Here is a 17,190-nt window from a genome sequence, read left to right as displayed (position 1 = left end):
CTTCATTGAATATTTGATTTTGAGGTAATTAGATGCCAAAAAGTAAAACTAAACGTGGAACGGAAGATTTGAAGGGTAATGCAGGCCCAAGCAAAAGATCTCGTCTCAGTTCTGATCCTAAAAAAAATAAAGAGATTATCTCTAGCAAAGTAATAAGTAAGCTAAAGGATGTTGTTAAAGGTGATAGAACTTCAGCTATTGAGGAATGGGTCAAGTCTCACCCTGTAACAGTAGAGGGTCTAACCGTTGAGCAATCGGACCTCTTATGTAATGCGTTTCGTGATGAATCTTGTTGGTCAGGTGCGACACTAGATGTTGCTAAATTGGTAGGAGAATTAGCTAAATCAGGTGTGTTGAATCCATTTGCTATATATAAAATAGCATGTATTGAGTGTGTAGAGAGTGAAATTAAGCAATTATTTGACAAGGCGTTAGAGTCTTTTAGATCTGACTTATCTCATAAAGGTGCATGTGAGGAAGATAGGAATTTAGCTTGCAGTGATAAGCTTGCAAGAGTTGAATTGTTAAGTTCCATGGGAAGACGTGATCCTGTTTTCAATTTCTGGATTGATCAAGAATCAGGTAACCTTAGAGAAAATATAGAAGCAGAAGATGGATTTAATAAGGCTGTAGATTTCAAGTGGAGTAAGGGAGTGGAACACTTCTATAATCGTCTGTGTTCTGAAGAAAAATTAGTGAAAGAAGAGAGAGAAAAATTGCTAGTTTCTGCTATTGCAAAATTATCTCCATTGCAATCTAGCTATAAACTTGCTTCTACCTTAAATTCCCTTCTAGGTAAAGTCATAAGCGCAAAAGTAGATCATAAGTCACTACTTGGGCTACCGAATAAGAAAGATAGGGGTGTGATCTATCGTCCTCTTAGTTACTTAGTAGAGCACGGTTTTCTTTGCACAACTAAGTATGTTATCCAGTACTTGAGCGAGGGATGTTCAAGATCTGAAGTAGAGAAAATGCTTTCACCTAGAGGATATGCACATCTTCTCTCATCGCTTTCATTTGTTGTAGTTTCTAAAGATTATGACTTGGATAACAGGAATGAAGCAAGGTCAGCTATTAGCAGTCTTTGGGAATCTAGTGTATTTAACCAAAATAAAATAAATGTTGTCGATCCTTTTAAAGATAGGATTGCTTTTGTTGCAATGGAAAATGCAATTTCAAATTTGATTGTAGATCAGGAGAACAGCAAGGATACTCAAAGTGCTGGCGATGGTGAAAAAGTTGATTTGGTCTTGAGTATTTTAAAGTTTGCTAAAGATTGTTGTTCAGACAAAAGCTTTAAATCATTAAAAGAGAGGATAGCAAATAGTTTAGATAAAACAAGGAATTCTAAGATGATAGATGCAACTAGCTCCTGCAATTTAATAGAAGAGTTGTGTAAGTCAGCGAGAAATTTGAATTTATTCTCTGCTAGCACTGAAGGTCCTCAATCTACGTTAGTGGGTACTAATGTTAGTATTTCGCCTGCTGCAGTTGTTAACAAATAGGAGTATTTATGCATGGTAATAATGAAGATCGTGAATTAGTTAGGGCTTTATTAAGTGGAGGTTGTGATGAGTTTAGTAGACAATTTGTAGGTTTTTTAAACAACTGTCCATCTTTTTTGCATTCGGCTAATAAGCCTGGCTTTTTTCCTACATTCTTTTTTGGTATGTTTTCTACTGCACATGATGCAGGTATATTAGTTGAAGATGAAAGAGTCTATTTTCGTTTTGACAATTATGGAAATCTAAAAGTTGCTGTTCTCACTAATAAAGAAAATAGAAGAATAGTCAGGTGTTATACTGTTGCTGATAATGAGAACAGCCCTGGGTCAAGGTTTAGTGCAGAAGAGAAGCAGCAGGTAGAAGAGAATCTTCCACAAGAATTACAGGAAGATGAGGATCTGGATTGGGAAGAGTATAAAATATTTCGGTTTGGAGAAGAATGTAGGTTTATTCATGAAATAGATAGATTTCCTCAACGTGATGAACCTGGAGCTCCAATTTTTCATGAAATTAACCCAATCAGAGAACAAGGTGAATTGTTAGACCTGATGAGTGAGTTGGCAAATGACGATACAGGAGAAGTGCGTACTAATGTTAAAAGAATTTTGGAATATGTTATTGATATCCATGATGAACATGAAGATAGCTTAGTGTTTCGTGCAGAGTCTGATTACCACGGTTTTCTGTGTGGGTTTTTAGTAAATTTTAGATACCGAGCTGTGGCTGATTTCTACCCAGAGCTACTTATAGGAAAAGGTTATGCAGATGTTGTTTTGCTTGTTCGTGGTGTTGATCAGACAAATGATTCGGTTCCAATTATAATTGAGTTGAAGGTTGGTGATGAGGAAGGATTAGAGCAAGCTAAAGATTATGCTAAAAGTTGTTCTGTTTCGTCTTTGCCTATTCATACCTCATCACCAAGTGCTGTTTGTGTAGCGTTAAATTTTCAATTACGTGGAGGTGCTGGTCTCCGAACTTCTGTGCAGGCCTTTTCAGAAGGTGGTCTTTCCTTAATACCGGGTTTACTACATCCTCATGGAAATGGAGTTAGGGGAAATGTAAAACGTTTTTTACAACCCATAGCATCAGAGTTCACTCAATCGCATCATTGTAACACTTTTTCCTGTACGTCATCGTTTGTTTTTGGAAATGTTTTATCTACAAGGAGGGACTTAGAAACAAATGATGGGCGGGAGGTAAGGGTTACCAAGTATCTATTTAACCACTCTCAGGGAGAGAAAATGAAACGTACAGGTGGTAGGGGAGATGCAGCAGATATTGTAAGCCATGCGTTAACTTTAGCTCTATTTTTATCAAATATTGGTTTTTTTGTGCTTCACATTTTTCGTCGTTTAAAGTGGCAGACTTTACCAGACAAGGCATTGAACCTGTCGTTACTGCCTCAAGCCACAGATGATGCTAAGGTGCGTCAAGTACTTTGTGAAGTAGACGTCCAGGGTCATCTGGAAGTGGCTTCTGCAAAGAAATTCGAATCACTACGTGCTTACTCACGTTCTCATAGTGAAGGTTATTTCGAGGGAAGGTTTTCAGAACAAATGGGTAATGTTAGGAATTTACATCAACTTGCAGATCAGTTGATGAGTGCTGAGCCTAATTTTGGTAATGATAGTAATGTTAATGGTGAGTACAGGGCTAGGTATGAAGTTTTATTTAATGAGATTTCTCGTCTGTTGTCTCCGTTATTAAATGGAAACCGTCTACTCGTGAACAATGAAGCTAAATTTCAGGCTTTGTTGCGTGGGATATTTCAAAGTTGCGATAATCCTGCCAAGGTAATTATTGAGTTCCAGCTACAGAGAGGAAGGAAAATAGACCTAGTATTATCAAAATCTGCGGAAAATGATGATACTCATCCAATTGGAATAGAGTTGAAGTATGCTAACACCGCAGAACAAGTTGAACGAAAAAGGGTGGAGGCAAATCGACAGTTAAGTGAATACGAATTTTGTGGAGGATGCAAGCGTATTACTGGGGGAGATGCGATGGTTTTGTTATACGCTATATTAAATGCTGTAGGACAAGAGCAGGATCTGATATTGATTGGTGGGCTTCGTAGAGCATCTGGGTTTTCTAGATGACTTGTAACTAATAAAAGTACCAAAGATAAGGTTGTTTATGGGTAAAATTATGCATTAAGCTAGAGTACGTTTGAGTAAGGTTGGAGAAAAAGCAAGGTCTTTGAGCAAGAAAATTTGATTTATGTTTTCTTAAGTTAAAGTTAACCTGATGAAGTTTGTATAATTTATTGTTGGAGTTTTTTTGTTCTATTTTTACTGTAAGTTCAATCTGCTCTATCTTTGGTCTTTTTTTCTTAGTTTTGCGGCAAGTCTAATATTTTTACTACTTAATGGAATAACTTGCAGAAAGTGGAGATATAATGCTAAGGCAGAGGAGCTCAGACAGTTATCTTAAACAATAAAGAAATACTAAAGGCAAAAGATACGCTTGCGTAGTTCGAAAGCTTTCTATAGGATAAGCCTCACCTGATTTACAAATAGAATTGTTATGTTAGATGTTTGCTATTTATTCTTAAGCTCATTTTAACAGCATTTTGCTTTTTTTAGTATGTAGGGGTTTTCTAGGAATTATCCTACTGAATTCTATGATATTATTTTTTGTAACATTGTTATACATTATAATGCACCCATTTGTCTAGACCATTTTTTTCAAAGTGATCCGATTTTTAAAATGAATATGTTGATAAATACGTCGACACATATTTAAAGTATTTATGAATATATTCATTTACTGTTTATGATAATAGAGATCAGCAGGAACTTTATAATGTAGAGTCTGATGTCGCCTTCTATAGTTATACCAAGCAACAAAATCGTTTATTATAAGATTCAAATCTCTGATACTATTTGGTCTATAATAATATATAGCTTCTTGCTTTAAAGTTCTCCATAAGCGCTCAACAAATATATTGTCGAAGCAACGTCCTTTATGGTCCATACTGATTTTAATATTAGCACGCTCTAATTCCATAATAAAGTTGTAGCTAGTAAACTGCACCCCTTGATCACTATTAAAAATCTCAGGTTTACCTTGTTTTAGAGCTTCTTTGAGAGTATAAAGGCAAAATCCAGCATCGAGATATGGTGATAATGAATGAGCAATAATATAGCGACTATACAAGTCCATTATTGCCACAAAATAGACAAACTTACCTTCTACCATAATATATGTTATATCAGTAGCCCATACCTGATTAACTCTACAAATAATCAAATCTTTGAGTAAATAAGGATATATTTTATGCTTTTTTTCTTTAATACTTGTATTACATCTTTTTCTACAATACAGCCCACTAATCTTCATTTTTTTCATAATTCTTAAGATTTTTTTGTGATTGACTACTACTCCACTCGCTATGATCTCAGCAGTAATTTTACGATATCCATAACGGCAATCAGAAGCCAAATATACTTCTTGAATCAAATTTCACTTTCGTTATTAATTATAGGCCTATAATATAGGCTAGATCTGCAAATCCCCAGTAAATCAGCCTGTTTCCTAATTGACAGATCAGAATCTTTTTCTATAAATCTTACTCTATCTTTTTTGCTTATTTCAGTAATTTTTTTTTCAAATAACTATTTTCCACTGTCAATTCTCCTATTACTTTATGTAAACTTTCTATTTCTTGCGCTAAGATTCTTTGTTTTCTCGCACTTTCACTTTCTTCAACAAATAGGTCTTTTAACCTTGCCAATACTCTATCACGCCAATCATATAGATTTGTTGATGGTATTTTATATTCACTACATATCTCAGCTGTGCTTCTTTGATTTTTTATTGCTTCCAAAGCTATCTTTGCTTTTAACTCTGGTTCATATTTTTTTGTTGCCATACTTTTACCCCTTTACTTTCCTACTCGGATCAACCATTTTTTTTTGGTCTAGTTTATGGGGTGCATTATATTCTATGAGAAATTCTACAGATGGTAAATGGCCTTCCTTGGCAGCATAGTAGACTGATCTGTAGTTTTAGAATTATTAATAAATGATTCTTGTTGTTGCTTTTCTATTAGAAGCTTTACAATTCCTAGATATCCTTTATTGGTAGCATAATGCAAAGGAGTCCAATTGTTTTTACCTTTTGTACCAACTTCTACTCCCTTATTAAGAGAAAATTTTACAATATCGATATTTCAAAAATCAGCTGCAATATGAATAGGCTTGTTTTCGTCATTAGTTTTAGCGTTAAAACTTACACCTTTATTATTTACTAAAAATTTTGTTACTTCTAAGCTATCAAACTTAGCTGGATGGTGCACAGCCACCTTGACCAAAAAATCATCCCCCTATCGCGTTCTTATCATTATGCCTTATACGCTGTATTACACCTTCAGATATAGTCATTGCTAACCTCCAACATCCTTGCTAATAAACCCTCGCTAAAACTGCCGAAAAGACTTTATAAGTTAATATTCTAAATCTCAATATTTTATGGTGCAGGTTTTTATTTTTAAAACATTATACTTTGTGTAGGGTATAACTACACGCATCAAAGTGAAAGAAAAGCAAAATGATGAAGAAAATGAAAGTTTAAGTTTTCTTCAACGACTCAAGGAGAGAATTTATGCTTTAAAGCCTGTATTAGCAAGAGCCTTAATCACTAAATGAACAATGTCACGCAGAGTTTCATCCTCAATTTTTCTATATTCCCTCACTAGCCTTGATATTTCTTCGCTGCCTACATCGCTATGGAAGGCCTTATCATGTAAGTCTTCAGAGGCTTTGGTAAAAAAATACGACATATCAACCGATAGTACTTCTGCTAATTTATATAACCTATCAACTACAAGCCTAATCTCTCCGCTTTCATATCCTTGTACATGCTGAAATGAAATTTCAAGCTTTTTTCCTAAGTCTCTTTGACTAAAACCACACATTAGCCTTCTTTTCCTTATTCTTTCACCTATTTGTTTATCGATAGGATGTTGTATAGTCATTTTACGTATCAGGTAATATTAACTATGTATTATCACTTTGAGAAAAAGATTTTACCAATATATAAACTGCACTACGTAACCTTTTGCTCTTAATTTCGTTATATCCTTTGACTAACTTTAGTATTTCTTCATCATAAGCTTCATGTGAGTCAGTGTGCATATCAGTAAAAAAGTTAGCAACATCTATCGATAGTGCTTTTGCTAAATCATATAATCTACTGGCCAAAACACAATTTGAACCATTTTCGTACTTTTGTATCTGTCTATACGAAACACCTATTCTCTTTCCCAATTCGGTCTGTGTCAAAGCACGATCTAACCTAAGTTGTTTTATTTTTTTACCTAATTGCACTTTTCACCTCTTATTCAAATTTACAACAAATTTTATGAAGTGGAAAAAAAGCTAGCAAAGTAATTGCTTTAATAATTTCTGCCTCTCGCTAATTAAATCGTTTGGCCTTACGTATTTTTTCTCAATTTCCCTCATCTCTTTTTCTCGTTCTGCAATGCTATTTCGTATTACTTCAGCCGAGTATCTGCTTTTGCCACTTGCAAACTCTGATCTTAATCTTCTAACCTTGTATTCGAGCTCAGCAAATCTTTCGTGTTGCTCAAGAAGTTCTATCATATGACTAATTTCAGAGTTTAGCTTTTTTTCCTCAACATCTCTTACAATAAAAGAAAGTAGAAGCTTATCTATTTGGTAATCAATATTTGGTTGAGCAGCAAATAGATCAATTATGGCTTTTACGTCAGTAGGATTTGTAACTAGTAAGTTAAAATTACTACATAAAAAACTATAGAACTTTATCGTCTTCTCAAGATAATTTTTCATATCTTGTGATAATTGCAATTCTTTGTGAATTCCTGACAGCAATATTTTCAATTCTTCCAAGTATTTCGTGTCAAAATTACTTACTTCTGTAGGTGAAAGGATCATTAGCAGCTTTTTTACAAGCTCAACATCATTTAACTTTACTGCATTATAAAGAGCTTTTTCTTTATCTTCTTTTAAATCATAAAGCTCTGATGAGTTATCTATGCTGAATAGATATTCAGTATTTCCTTGAGGAGAGTAGATTAAAATGTCCACTTCTCTTAGCGGGTGATCATCATTAAACTTTTCTAGTAACTGCTTATCGGTAGTTTCCTCTATTGCTACAACTGCTTTGCTTACCTCTTTCAACTTTGCAATATCATCTCTTGAGTTTTCAAGTATATCTTTAGCCTTGTCTAGCAGCTGCTCATATAGAACTATTTTTTCTTCATCATCAAGTAGCTGACAATGCTTTTTCAGCTTTTCAGTAGAGTAAGATAGGATATCCATTTTTTTCAATTTTACGATTACGATACCCCATTTTTGTTGAAACTGAAATAATTTTTATAGGATGTGTTTTTCTAGTGTAGATGCCCGCAAAACTTGTTATTATAATATACAGTAAATCAATAAGTCGTATAATATTAACAATTAAATAATATTTATCACGATATGATCGAATAGTAATGAAATTAAGTGAGGGTTACAATGAAAAAAATAAATGGTAAAAAATTGTCTAGTAAAATGTTAAAAGCGGTAGAGCGAATAGCAAAAGAAGGGTTATTACCTAATTTTATAAAAGCTGCTCCAACAGCAAATAAAAAGATTAGTAAATTACCTGTCTTAACATATCCTGAGGAGCTCAATCCATTTCGATCAGCTTTATGCAAGATAAGGCTAAGTGAATATGAAAATGTGAAATTAAATGAATTCTTGGAAAAAGCTATTGCAGCTGAAAATCTAGACAAATTAAGTAAAATCGTCGATGAAGCTTTGGATTTAGGAATAAGAGTAAACGCTCGCAACGAAGATGGCTTTAGCTTCACTAACGTTACAATGTTTAAGATGTATCGTGATGAATTCAAAGAAAATAAACAAGAAGATATAATCAGAAAGTTAGCCTTACATGGAGCAGATTTTAATGTACAAGTTGATAAGAAAATAGCTGAAATGTATCAAAAAGTGCAAAAAAAATTGAGCCACAAATATATAGTAGGCTCAAGAAACTTAGGGAAGTTGGAGAAGACGCTACTATAGAAGGAACTGTTGAAGATGTAGAAATCGATAATAAGACCTTCTATATTGAATTTTCACATAGCTGCATAGTTGATGTTGCCAAAGTTGTAGAAGGTGCAAAAAATTTGGGCTTAAGTAAAGGAGACTTAAATCTTGGCGGTAGTATCATAAAAATAGGTGATGGTGAAGTTGAGGTCAAAACTGGGAAAGACGGTAAAAGAAATTACGTAGATATATCCGATAACAGCGCTTTTACAGTAACACTTTGCACTAGCCTAGGAGAGCTAAATTTAATGGTATATCATGACACAGAAGACTATCATCAAGTACAAGTTGAGGTAGAAGATGAAGAAATGTGGAACGAGTTGCAAGAAATAGGAGAAATCGTAGGAAAGGGTTGTTTATTTGGTGGAATGTCTGTTAAAGAAGTAGTGGAAAAAGGCAGCTTTACTAGATGTGGAAGGTGGGGCGACCAAAATTCTAAAAGTAGTGAGACCTTTTCTTGGGTGAGCAAATTAAAAGATACCAAAACGACATCTGTAGGACGTTCTTGATTGGTGGCTATGTTTTTACATAGCCATAATTATTGCAAAGTAAAGTAGTTCTTGAAATTTAATCAAAATTACCATAAAAAATTTACCTTAACTAGCATTGCTTGTAGAAGTGGATTGAAGATATATTCAGGCAATATTATTTATTGGCAAGCGCTTTTATCACTGAATGCACAATATCACGCAACGTTTCATCCTTAATTTTCCTGTATTCCCTCACTAGCCTTGATATTTCTTCACTACCCACATCGCTACAAAAGGCCTTATCGTGTAAGTCTTCAGAAGCTTTGGTAAAAAAATATGACATATCAACGGACAAAGCTTCTGCCAAATTATACAATCTATCAATTACAAGCCTTACCTCTCCAGTTTCATATCCTTGTATATGCTGAAATGAAATTCCGAGCTTTTTTCCTAAGTCTCTTTGGCTAAAACCGCATATTAACCTTCTCTTCCTTATTCTTTCACCTATTTGTTTATCAATAGGATGTTGTTCATCTTGTACAATCATTTATTAATATATTAACTGAGGTATTGAAGCAATACTAACTCTCATTGTAACTTTGAGAAAAAGATTTTACCAATATATAAACTACGCTACGTAACCTTTTGCTTTTAATTTCATTATATCCTTTGACTAATTTTAGTATTTCTTCATCATAAGTTTCATGTGAGTCGACATGCACATCAGTAAAAAAATCAGCCACATTAATCGATAGTGCTTTTGCTAAGTCGTATAGCCTACTGGCCAAAATTTGGTTTGAACTATTTTCGTACCTTTGTATTTGTCTATACGAAACGCCTATTTTCTTTCCCAACTCAGTTTGTGTTAAACCACAGTATAATCTAAGTTCTTTTATTTTTTTGCCTAATTCCACCTTTCATTACTAATTTTAGCTGCTCAAGCTTATATTGAATTTTTTAATTTATGAAGTAGAAAAAAAGAAGGAAAGTTGGAGAACTTTCCTTCCGGTCTACAGATTACAATAAACCACTATCATAAAAACTAAAGTGGCTCTTCTGTGTTACGATTATGTGATCTATTAATTTCATTCCTACATTTTCGCAGGTTGCAGCTAATGTAAGTGTGTTATCCTCATCCTCCTTTGATGGTTCTGTATCTCCACTTGGATGATTATGTGAAATTGCAATAGATGATGCATCGATCAGTAATCCCTGTTTGATTATTTCTCTCACATATAGAGGTACTCTGTCTATAGTTCCACAGTCTTGAATATACTCGTATATCAAATGACCACTTCGATCTAAGTATATTACTCGCAAGCTTTCCTTTCGTGACTGCCCTATTGCTGTTTTAAAGTATTTTAGTAGCTCTTCTCTGTTATCAAGAATCGACAGCTTTTTTAACTTACCTTTCAGTATCCTATCGAAAATCTCTTTCAGACAAAAGATACTTGCTATTGCTCCATCATTCATTCCTGTAACATTTTTTAGCTCATGAAAGTCAGCGTTAATTACCCTTCCTAAACTACTAAAGAGCTCTATTAGCTTTTTGGCCACTTCTCTTCCTTCTTCACATTCAGATAGAGTACGTTCCAGTAGCTCATGGTCAAGTAAAGACCTGCCTCTACTTGATAAAATGCGAGTTTCCAATTTTTCTTTTCTCTCACTATTATTCATAAAAACCTCCAAGGTCAACATTATATACAAATTCAACGCCAGCTTTCTGACGCAGTAGTTCTCGAGGAATAACCCTTTTGAACTCTAAATTTGCAATGTTGTCCTTGTTGCTTTAAAAGCTGGAATACCATTTGCCATATGAATTTGTGCATTGACATTTACTGTGCTAATTCCCTGAAGCGCAACGGTATTTATATTTGCAATCATAATATATTATATAAAATTGTTAATATAATATATTAAAGAAGTGATGAAGTAAAGGCTACAGCAATTAAAGATGGCTTAACTTAGCAAAAAAGTGCATAGTATCCTATCACTTTGCTGATTACAAAATGTTTATAAGGATAATAACTTTTCTTTTGCTATACTCAAGCGCGGTTTTCTGTGGTGATTGTAATTTTAATTTACCATACTGTGGGCTCAGTTGTAATCTGGATCTATCATATAGAAATTTAAGTAATATAAAAAAATTGTTGAATAACGACGATAAGTTTGTTGCGCTTACGTTTGATGATGGGCCTTCCAACAATAGAGTAAACGATATTATTAATGTTCTGGAAAGCTATGAAGCAAAAGCAACGTTTTTTGTGCTTGGTGAACGTATAAATAAAAAAACATATGAGATAGTAAAGAAAATCCATGAAGCAGGTCATGAGTTAGGCAATCACTCTTGGTCGCATAGGAAGTTGACATCACTTTCAAGTGAGGAACAATTGCAAGAATTGGAAAAGACAAATACAGCAATTAAAAATGCAATAAAACAAGATGTAAAATGGTTTCGCCCGCCATATGGATGTCATGACGATAATCTGATTGAAAATACTGATCAATTAAATATGTATTCAATATTATGGACAGTTGATTCGCTAGATTGGCAAGGTGATAAACCAGAAGCTTTAGTTGAAAGAGTTTTAAGTAATGTACATAATGGAGCAGTTATACTGTTTCATGATCACAATAACAGATCAAACACAATTGAAGCTTTACCTCATATTATTAAAATACTAAAAAAATCGGGTTACAAGTTTGTTACCTTAAGTGAGTGGGAGGAAAGGGTTTGTAATACGGTAAAAGCCAGAAGTGTAACAATAAAAGAGGGGGAAAAAGTGCGTTTTGAAGGAATGTTATGTGGACAAAAAACAAAGTCTTTAACCGCAGAGCATTCATATTAGGTGGTATTCAGCTTACCATTTCCGCTATTTTTAGCTATAGGTTATATAATTTACAAATACGAAACAGACAAAAGTACGAAGCACTATCTAATAGTAATAGAATAAGAGTCGCTACTATTATGCCTCAGCGGGGCAAAATTTTAGATAGGAATAGCACTGAACTTGCGGTAAACAAAATTTCGTATGTTGTTCTGTTTGATGGGCAAAAAACTTCTGGTGAGGAGGTCGATTTGCAAACATTATCAGAAGTCGAGTCTAAAATAGCAAGATCGTCAGAAACAAAAGTAACTGCTCTTTATAAACGTTATTACCCGTTTGGTTCAATATGTTCTCATGTAATTGGATATACAAAAAGACAGCAAGGCATAAACGAAGTAGGAATCAGCGGTATTGAATATACATATGATCATATATTGAAAGGCAAGTCAGGAAAATCTGAGCAGGAAATAAATTCTAAAAAACGCGTCATAAAAGAATTATCAAGCATACCACAACAAGACGGACAAGATATACAGCTAACAATTGATATTAATCTGCAAGAGAAAATCGCAAAGGTATTTAAAGATCACCAAGGCTCCGCAGTGGTAATTGATGTAAGTAACGGAGAAATTTTAGCACTATATAATTCACCTTCTTACGATAATAATCTTTTTGCTAGCAGACTATCAAATGAGACTTGGGAAAGCTTGAATACTCCTTCATTACCACTTGTGAATCGTGCATTGTCGTATCAAATTCCACCTGGTTCAATATTTAAAGTAATAGTTGCGCTTGCGGGTTTAAAAGACGGGATAATAATACCAGAAGAGAAATTCTCGTGTAAGGGCTATATGAAAATAGGTGAGCGGAAATTTCGTTGCCTGAAAAGCAAAGTCCATGGGTATGTATCTTTAAATGAGGCAATGGCATTATCATGCAACACTTACTTTTATAACATAGGAAAAAAAATAAGTGTAGACTCTCTGGTGGAAATGGCCAGAAAATTTGGTATTGGCGGTGGGTCGCTGATTGGAACGTTTAAGGAAGAAGCTCCGGGATTGTTGCCCGATAGAGATTGGCGCGCACGAAAACTATATTCGCAGTGGTATTTAGGTGACACTATCAACTTAGTTATAGGACAAGGGTATTTGCTTACAACACCACTGCAGCTTGCAGTTCTTGCAGCGAGGATTGCAACAGGAAAAGAGGTAATTCCCCACATTGAAATGAGTAATACAGTGCAAAATTTCCCTGACATTGATGTAGATTATGAGCATTTTAGCATAATTCGAAAAGCTATGTTTGACGTGGTGAATTCTAACTATAGAAAAGGGCTAAGCAGCATACAAATTGCCGGCAAAACCGGTACACCAGAGATAAACTCTAAGGGTGAAAGTCATAAGTTATTTATCGCTTATGGTCCTTACCATAACCCGCGCTACGCAATCTCTGTGTTTATAGAACACGGCAAAGCCCCGCGCCAAGATGTTGCTATGGCTAATGAGATATTTCAATACATGCTTGAAAAGTAACTATAAATATTATGGCTATTACTTGTCGTGTATTATCTTAATATAAACATTAATTTAGTCATAAACTATTGACGAATGATGATAATCTAGTTATTATTAAATTATCATTAACAAGTGAAGTAAAAAATGCGTACATCAAATCTTGGTCCTTTAATTGCTGTTTTATCATTATCTGCATTTAGTTTCACAGCTGGTCAATATCTTCCTTATGTTATTACAGCAATTTCTGGTTCTGGTGCCATTGCAGCAGTTCCTTTAGCAATTTTTGCTGTTTCTACGGTTGTTGCATTGGCTTCAGTGATATATCTTATTAAACGGGCCATTTCTATAGCTGGTAATGAGAAAAAAATAGATCTGAGTGGAAAAGAATTTGATCAGTCTGACCAACAACATACTGAATTTCCAGAACCAACAAAAAAATCTGTGTGTGAAAATGGTACTGATCTGAAGAATAAGTCAAGTACGCCTACTCTTTCACAACATCAGCTAACACTTGGTGTAGCAATTCCTCCATTAACTGGTACTCCACCACCACCACCTCCTCCTATGCCAACTCCTGAGCAATTGAATCAAGCAAGTGGTGCACCAGCTCCCAAGCTTACGATGCAAACCAAGGATGATGATATGTTCGCAGGGATAAAGAATGTAAAACTAAAGGAAACTGGTGGTCCTAGTATGCCTAAAGCTAATAATGATTTGCTTAAGGCAATAAAAAAAGGAACAAAACTCACGAACAAGAAAGAGTCTGACAAGAGGGAGAAAGAGAGGTTAAATAAACTGGAAGATGTGCAACCAAAAAATCTTATAGATGTTTTGTCCAAAAAGCTTCAGTCTCGATTTAAAGCAAATTATTCGAGTGATAGTGATGACGAAGATGACGATCAAAATCGTACACTTAATAGTGAATGGGAAGATGAACATCAAACACCTCCAAACCACCAATCAGACGATGAAAAAGGAACAAGCACTCCCGAGAGTGGTTATAGATCTGATGATGTGGATCAACAATATCCTAAAATTGCAGCTTTGCCAAGCCACCAACCAAATACAGAAAAGCCACCAATACCTCCTAAGCCTGCTAATTTACAAACAGGACCTCAAGCTCCTCCTGCAACAACAGTGACTGAGGTGAATAGTGAGGTGAAAGATCCATCTACTCTTCCTTTTAAGGATCGCAAGGCACAGTTTGAGGGCAAATGAATTTCTTCCATTTGCCCTCTTCATAAGTAGCTATACAACAAAGCCCACTGGGATCCAGAAAAAAGGATGGTGTCATCCAAGTAGCTGACACTGGTTCCTTTATGACGGCAGTGCCCAGACACTGGTTCACTCTATAATAGTATCATTCCAGTGCCCCTTTCTCCTGTCATCCGAGTAGCTCCTTTCTTGTCATTCCAGTGCTCCTTTTTTTGTCATTCCAGTGCGTGACACTGGAATCCAGCCTTTTCATAATCATCAAAACGTTGTATTTTAACATAAAACGGCTACTTTTATACTCACCAACTTAGCTAGATCCCAGTGCCCTCTTCTTGTCATTCCAGTGCGTGAAACTGGAATCCAGCCTTTTCATAATCATCAAAACGTTGTATTTTAACATAAAACGGCTACTTTTCACTCACTAACTTAGCTAGATCCCAGTGCCCTCTTCTTGTCATTCCAGTGCGTGACACTGGAATCCAGCCTTTTCATAATCATCAAAACGTTGTATTTTAACATAAAACGGCTACTTTTATACTCACCAACTTAGCTAGATCCCAATGTCTGGGCACTGGGATGACAAAAAAAGGAGCACTGGAATGACACCTCTCTTGGGCTCTTTTAGCTACAAATATTTAAGAAATTTACCAAATGAAAAAAAAGGCAAAAGAAGCCCCGAGTAGCGAGTTTTGACTCTATATTACTGTAAGTGGCGCTGTAATAATGTGCTGACGCTTAGTTTAAGCGCGGTTTGGCTGAATGTAGAAAAAATTTAAAAGACATGCAGCCGCTATAATTTTATGTAATCCGCCAAAAAATACCCTAAGTTTTTTACTGAATTTTGTCATTGAGCCTGCAGGTCAAAAACAAGTTTTGAGTCATAAATACCCTTATTATCATAATAAGGGGGCTGGAGGAGTTTGTCAAGTGGTTTTTTTGTTTCATCCAACGCGCTGCCAAAAGTTTGTTATGCAAGAATGCATAGTATCCTAGCCATTTCTCACAGATTCATTTAAACTTAATCAAGTAGGAGTATTATTAACGCGAAAAGGGTTCAATTAGAGACTTAAGTGATATGGCGCGTGAGGAAGATATAAACCAATTAGTAGAAAATGGATTTGATATTAACTCAAAAGATGCAAGTGGAATCACTCTCTTGCATAAGTTCACAAAAGAAGGCGATTTAGTTGGAGTAAAATCATTGCTAGAGCACGAAGCTGATTTTAATGTCGTAGACAACGAAAATAGAAACCCACTGCATTACGCCATTATGCATGGACACAAGAAAATTGCTAAACTTTTTGTTAATCAACTGACAATCAATTCCAAGGATAAAAATGGATTCACTCCACTGCACCTTGCTGCACTACAAGATGACACGGAATTAATAGATTTTTTGATAACAAAAGGCGCAAAAATTAATGAAAAAGACGCCAAAGAGGGCTATACTCCTCTTCATATAGCTTCACTATACGGTTCTAAAAAAAGCGTCCAAATTTTAATTGATAGCGGAGCAAATCTCGAATGTGAAGATAACAATTTTCGCACTCCTTTGTTTTTAACTATCTATCAATGCACTGCACATTATGACAGCAGAGCAGAAATTATAGAATATCTGATAAAGAAAGGTGCAAATATAGAAGCCAAAGATGCAGAAAATAACACTACGCTTTTCCTAGCAGCGTATAACAACAAAATGCAAATAGTTAAACTTATTGCAAAAAGACAGCAAGCAAGTAACGATGAAATTAAACTTAAAGAGTTTTTTTGCACAAAAAACAACCATGGTTTTGATGCATTAGATTGCGCTATTGAGCATAATAATAGAAAAATGGTAACATTTCTTGTATCAAAAGGAATAGATGCAAATGATCAAGATTTTAATGGCAACGCCAGGCTGCATAAAGCTAGCCATAATGGTAACACTAAAACAGTTAAGCTCTTATTGAAGCTTAAGGTAAACATTAATGCTGTTACTAAATGTAACAGCACTCCCTTGCTACTGGCAGTTAAAAAAGGCCATACAAAAATTGTGAAAATGTTATTGGAAGTTAGAGCCAATATGAACATTTGTGAGCAACAAGGTTTTGCACCTCTACATCTTGCTGTTCAAAAGGATTATTTTGATATAGCTCAGCTGTTAACAGAAAAAGGTGCAGACCTTAACATTAAGTGTAATAACGGTCATACCGCAATAGATATATTCATTAGCAAGGCTCATAGCAAAAAAAACATCGAAGAAAATTACAAAAAATTTTGTAGATTTTTGATGCTTTACCTGAAAGAGCTACATAGTAAACACAAAGCCTGTTGTATACTTTCAACCCTAGCTCTAAGCTTAACAATTATAGGCTTACCATTTATTTTTAAGCCTATTATTAAATATAGAGAAAGAAGTAAAATATATAAAAAAACTAAGGCTATGCTGGAAAACTTACTCTACATTTAAGTACAAGAGGGGCGTACAAAAAAACATATATAGCTATACCGCCACGGCGCTAACGAGTAGCGGAATGACGAGTTACTATACCGCCGCGAACCGTCATACCGTCACGGTATCTCTAGATCCCGCTAACACGTAG

The 17,190-nt window shown here is 34.9% G+C and carries 16 protein-coding genes and 1 pseudogene; 8 read left to right on the top strand and 9 right to left on the bottom strand.

The annotated features are described in order from the left end of the window. Positions 1-32: 32 nt before the first annotated feature. Together ABWU23_RS06885 and ABWU23_RS06880 are read left to right on the top strand one after the other, a co-directional pair. On the top strand, positions 33-1,505 hold the full coding sequence (locus ABWU23_RS06885; protein ID WP_149168725.1) for a hypothetical protein: 1,473 nt from the start codon (positions 33-35) through the stop codon (positions 1,503-1,505). 8 nt (positions 1,506-1,513) lie between these two features. Next, entirely contained in the window at positions 1,514-3,604 is a 2,091-nt protein-coding gene (locus tag ABWU23_RS06880; RefSeq protein ID WP_353271000.1) for a hypothetical protein, read from the top strand. Between the two features lie 667 nt (positions 3,605-4,271). On the opposite strand, the pseudogene ABWU23_RS06875 reads toward ABWU23_RS06880, so the two are convergent. The 6 genes and pseudogenes from ABWU23_RS06875 to ABWU23_RS06850 form a co-directional block, all read right to left on the bottom strand. Further along, positions 4,272-5,379, bottom strand: a pseudogene (locus ABWU23_RS06875) (IS3 family transposase). 84 nt (positions 5,380-5,463) lie between these two features. Beyond that, a complete protein-coding gene (locus tag ABWU23_RS06870; RefSeq protein WP_353271049.1) occupies positions 5,464-5,670 on the bottom strand; it encodes an ankyrin repeat domain-containing protein in 207 nt (68 codons plus the stop codon). A 9-nt stretch (positions 5,671-5,679) separates the two neighbouring features. After that, positions 5,680-5,811 carry an ankyrin repeat domain-containing protein gene (locus tag ABWU23_RS06865; RefSeq protein ID WP_007551899.1) on the bottom strand — a complete coding sequence of 44 codons (132 nt, stop codon included), beginning with the start codon at positions 5,809-5,811 and terminating at the stop codon, positions 5,680-5,682. A 297-nt stretch (positions 5,812-6,108) separates the two neighbouring features. Continuing rightward, positions 6,109-6,483 carry a helix-turn-helix domain-containing protein gene (locus ABWU23_RS06860; protein WP_007549999.1) on the bottom strand — a complete coding sequence of 125 codons (375 nt, stop codon included), beginning with the start codon at positions 6,481-6,483 and terminating at the stop codon, positions 6,109-6,111. 22 nt (positions 6,484-6,505) lie between these two features. Next, positions 6,506-6,835: a helix-turn-helix domain-containing protein gene (locus tag ABWU23_RS06855; RefSeq protein WP_007549995.1), complete on the bottom strand. Its 330-nt coding sequence runs from the start codon at positions 6,833-6,835 to the stop codon at positions 6,506-6,508. 51 nt (positions 6,836-6,886) lie between these two features. Beyond that, positions 6,887-7,810, bottom strand: a complete 924-nt coding sequence (locus tag ABWU23_RS06850) for a hypothetical protein (protein ID WP_012673225.1) — start codon at positions 7,808-7,810, stop codon at positions 6,887-6,889. Positions 7,811-8,008: 198 nt separating this feature from the next. Here ABWU23_RS06850 and ABWU23_RS06845 point away from each other — a divergent pair, with 198 nt between their 5' ends. Continuing rightward, a complete protein-coding gene (locus ABWU23_RS06845) occupies positions 8,009-8,557 on the top strand; it encodes a hypothetical protein (RefSeq protein ID WP_353270999.1) in 549 nt (182 codons plus the stop codon). A 104-nt stretch (positions 8,558-8,661) separates the two neighbouring features. Next, positions 8,662-9,090 (top strand): hypothetical protein, encoded by a 429-nt coding sequence (locus ABWU23_RS06840; protein ID WP_353270998.1) that lies wholly within the window; start codon positions 8,662-8,664, stop codon positions 9,088-9,090. A gap of 136 nt (positions 9,091-9,226) precedes the next feature. On the opposite strand, the gene ABWU23_RS06835 is transcribed toward ABWU23_RS06840, so the two are convergent. From ABWU23_RS06835 to ABWU23_RS06825, 3 genes are all read right to left on the bottom strand, one after another. After that, positions 9,227-9,598, bottom strand: a complete 372-nt coding sequence (locus ABWU23_RS06835) for a helix-turn-helix domain-containing protein (RefSeq protein WP_041582616.1) — start codon at positions 9,596-9,598, stop codon at positions 9,227-9,229. Between the two features lie 34 nt (positions 9,599-9,632). Further along, complete coding sequence (locus ABWU23_RS06830) at positions 9,633-9,965, bottom strand: helix-turn-helix domain-containing protein (RefSeq protein ID WP_041582615.1); 333 nt, start codon at positions 9,963-9,965, stop codon at positions 9,633-9,635. Positions 9,966-10,068: 103 nt separating this feature from the next. After that, positions 10,069-10,728, bottom strand: coding sequence for a RadC family protein (locus tag ABWU23_RS06825; protein ID WP_012673223.1), 660 nt, complete (start codon positions 10,726-10,728; stop codon positions 10,069-10,071). Positions 10,729-11,060: 332 nt separating this feature from the next. On the opposite strand from ABWU23_RS06825, the gene ABWU23_RS06820 reads away from it, so the two are divergent. The 4 genes from ABWU23_RS06820 (at position 11,061) to ABWU23_RS06805 (ending at position 17,057) form a co-directional block, all read left to right on the top strand. Next, positions 11,061-11,900, top strand: a complete 840-nt coding sequence (locus ABWU23_RS06820) for a polysaccharide deacetylase family protein (RefSeq protein WP_265016630.1) — start codon at positions 11,061-11,063, stop codon at positions 11,898-11,900. Then, positions 11,855-13,411, top strand: coding sequence for a penicillin-binding transpeptidase domain-containing protein (locus ABWU23_RS06815; protein ID WP_264687761.1), 1,557 nt, complete (start codon positions 11,855-11,857; stop codon positions 13,409-13,411). The genes ABWU23_RS06820 and ABWU23_RS06815 overlap by 46 nt, the downstream gene beginning before the upstream one ends. Before the next feature lie 126 nt (positions 13,412-13,537). Further along, positions 13,538-14,611 carry a hypothetical protein gene (locus tag ABWU23_RS06810; protein ID WP_353270997.1) on the top strand — a complete coding sequence of 358 codons (1,074 nt, stop codon included), beginning with the start codon at positions 13,538-13,540 and terminating at the stop codon, positions 14,609-14,611. Between the two features lie 1,072 nt (positions 14,612-15,683). Beyond that, complete coding sequence (locus ABWU23_RS06805; RefSeq protein ID WP_353270996.1) at positions 15,684-17,057, top strand: ankyrin repeat domain-containing protein; 1,374 nt, start codon at positions 15,684-15,686, stop codon at positions 17,055-17,057. Positions 17,058-17,190 lie beyond the last annotated feature (133 nt).

This window comes from Wolbachia endosymbiont (group A) of Hedychridium roseum (assembly GCF_964028325.1).
GTDB lineage: Bacteria > Pseudomonadota > Alphaproteobacteria > Rickettsiales > Anaplasmataceae > Wolbachia.
The sequence above is the reverse complement of the archived record's forward strand: the minus strand, read 5'-3'. Positions and strand labels throughout refer to the sequence as shown.

Bases quoted from the DNA above. Each gene is read 5' to 3' on its own strand.
- ABWU23_RS06860 (WP_007549999.1), bottom strand. From the start codon at position 6,483: ATGACTATACAACATCCTATCGATAAACAAATAGGTGAAAGAATAAGG.
- ABWU23_RS06850 (WP_012673225.1), bottom strand. From the start codon at position 7,810: ATGGATATCCTATCTTACTCTACTGAAAAGCTGAAAAAGCATTGTCAG.
- ABWU23_RS06835 (WP_041582616.1), bottom strand. From the start codon at position 9,598: ATGATTGTACAAGATGAACAACATCCTATTGATAAACAAATAGGTGAA.
- ABWU23_RS06880 (WP_353271000.1), top strand. From the start codon at position 1,514: ATGCATGGTAATAATGAAGATCGTGAATTAGTTAGGGCTTTATTAAGT.
- ABWU23_RS06810 (WP_353270997.1), top strand. From the start codon at position 13,538: ATGCGTACATCAAATCTTGGTCCTTTAATTGCTGTTTTATCATTATCT.
- ABWU23_RS06815 (WP_264687761.1), top strand. From the start codon at position 11,855: ATGTGGACAAAAAACAAAGTCTTTAACCGCAGAGCATTCATATTAGGT.
- ABWU23_RS06820 (WP_265016630.1), top strand. From the start codon at position 11,061: ATGTTTATAAGGATAATAACTTTTCTTTTGCTATACTCAAGCGCGGTT.
- ABWU23_RS06825 (WP_012673223.1), bottom strand. From the start codon at position 10,728: ATGAATAATAGTGAGAGAAAAGAAAAATTGGAAACTCGCATTTTATCA.
- ABWU23_RS06805 (WP_353270996.1), top strand. From the start codon at position 15,684: ATGGCGCGTGAGGAAGATATAAACCAATTAGTAGAAAATGGATTTGAT.
- ABWU23_RS06845 (WP_353270999.1), top strand. From the start codon at position 8,009: ATGAAAAAAATAAATGGTAAAAAATTGTCTAGTAAAATGTTAAAAGCG.
- ABWU23_RS06885 (WP_149168725.1), top strand. From the start codon at position 33: ATGCCAAAAAGTAAAACTAAACGTGGAACGGAAGATTTGAAGGGTAAT.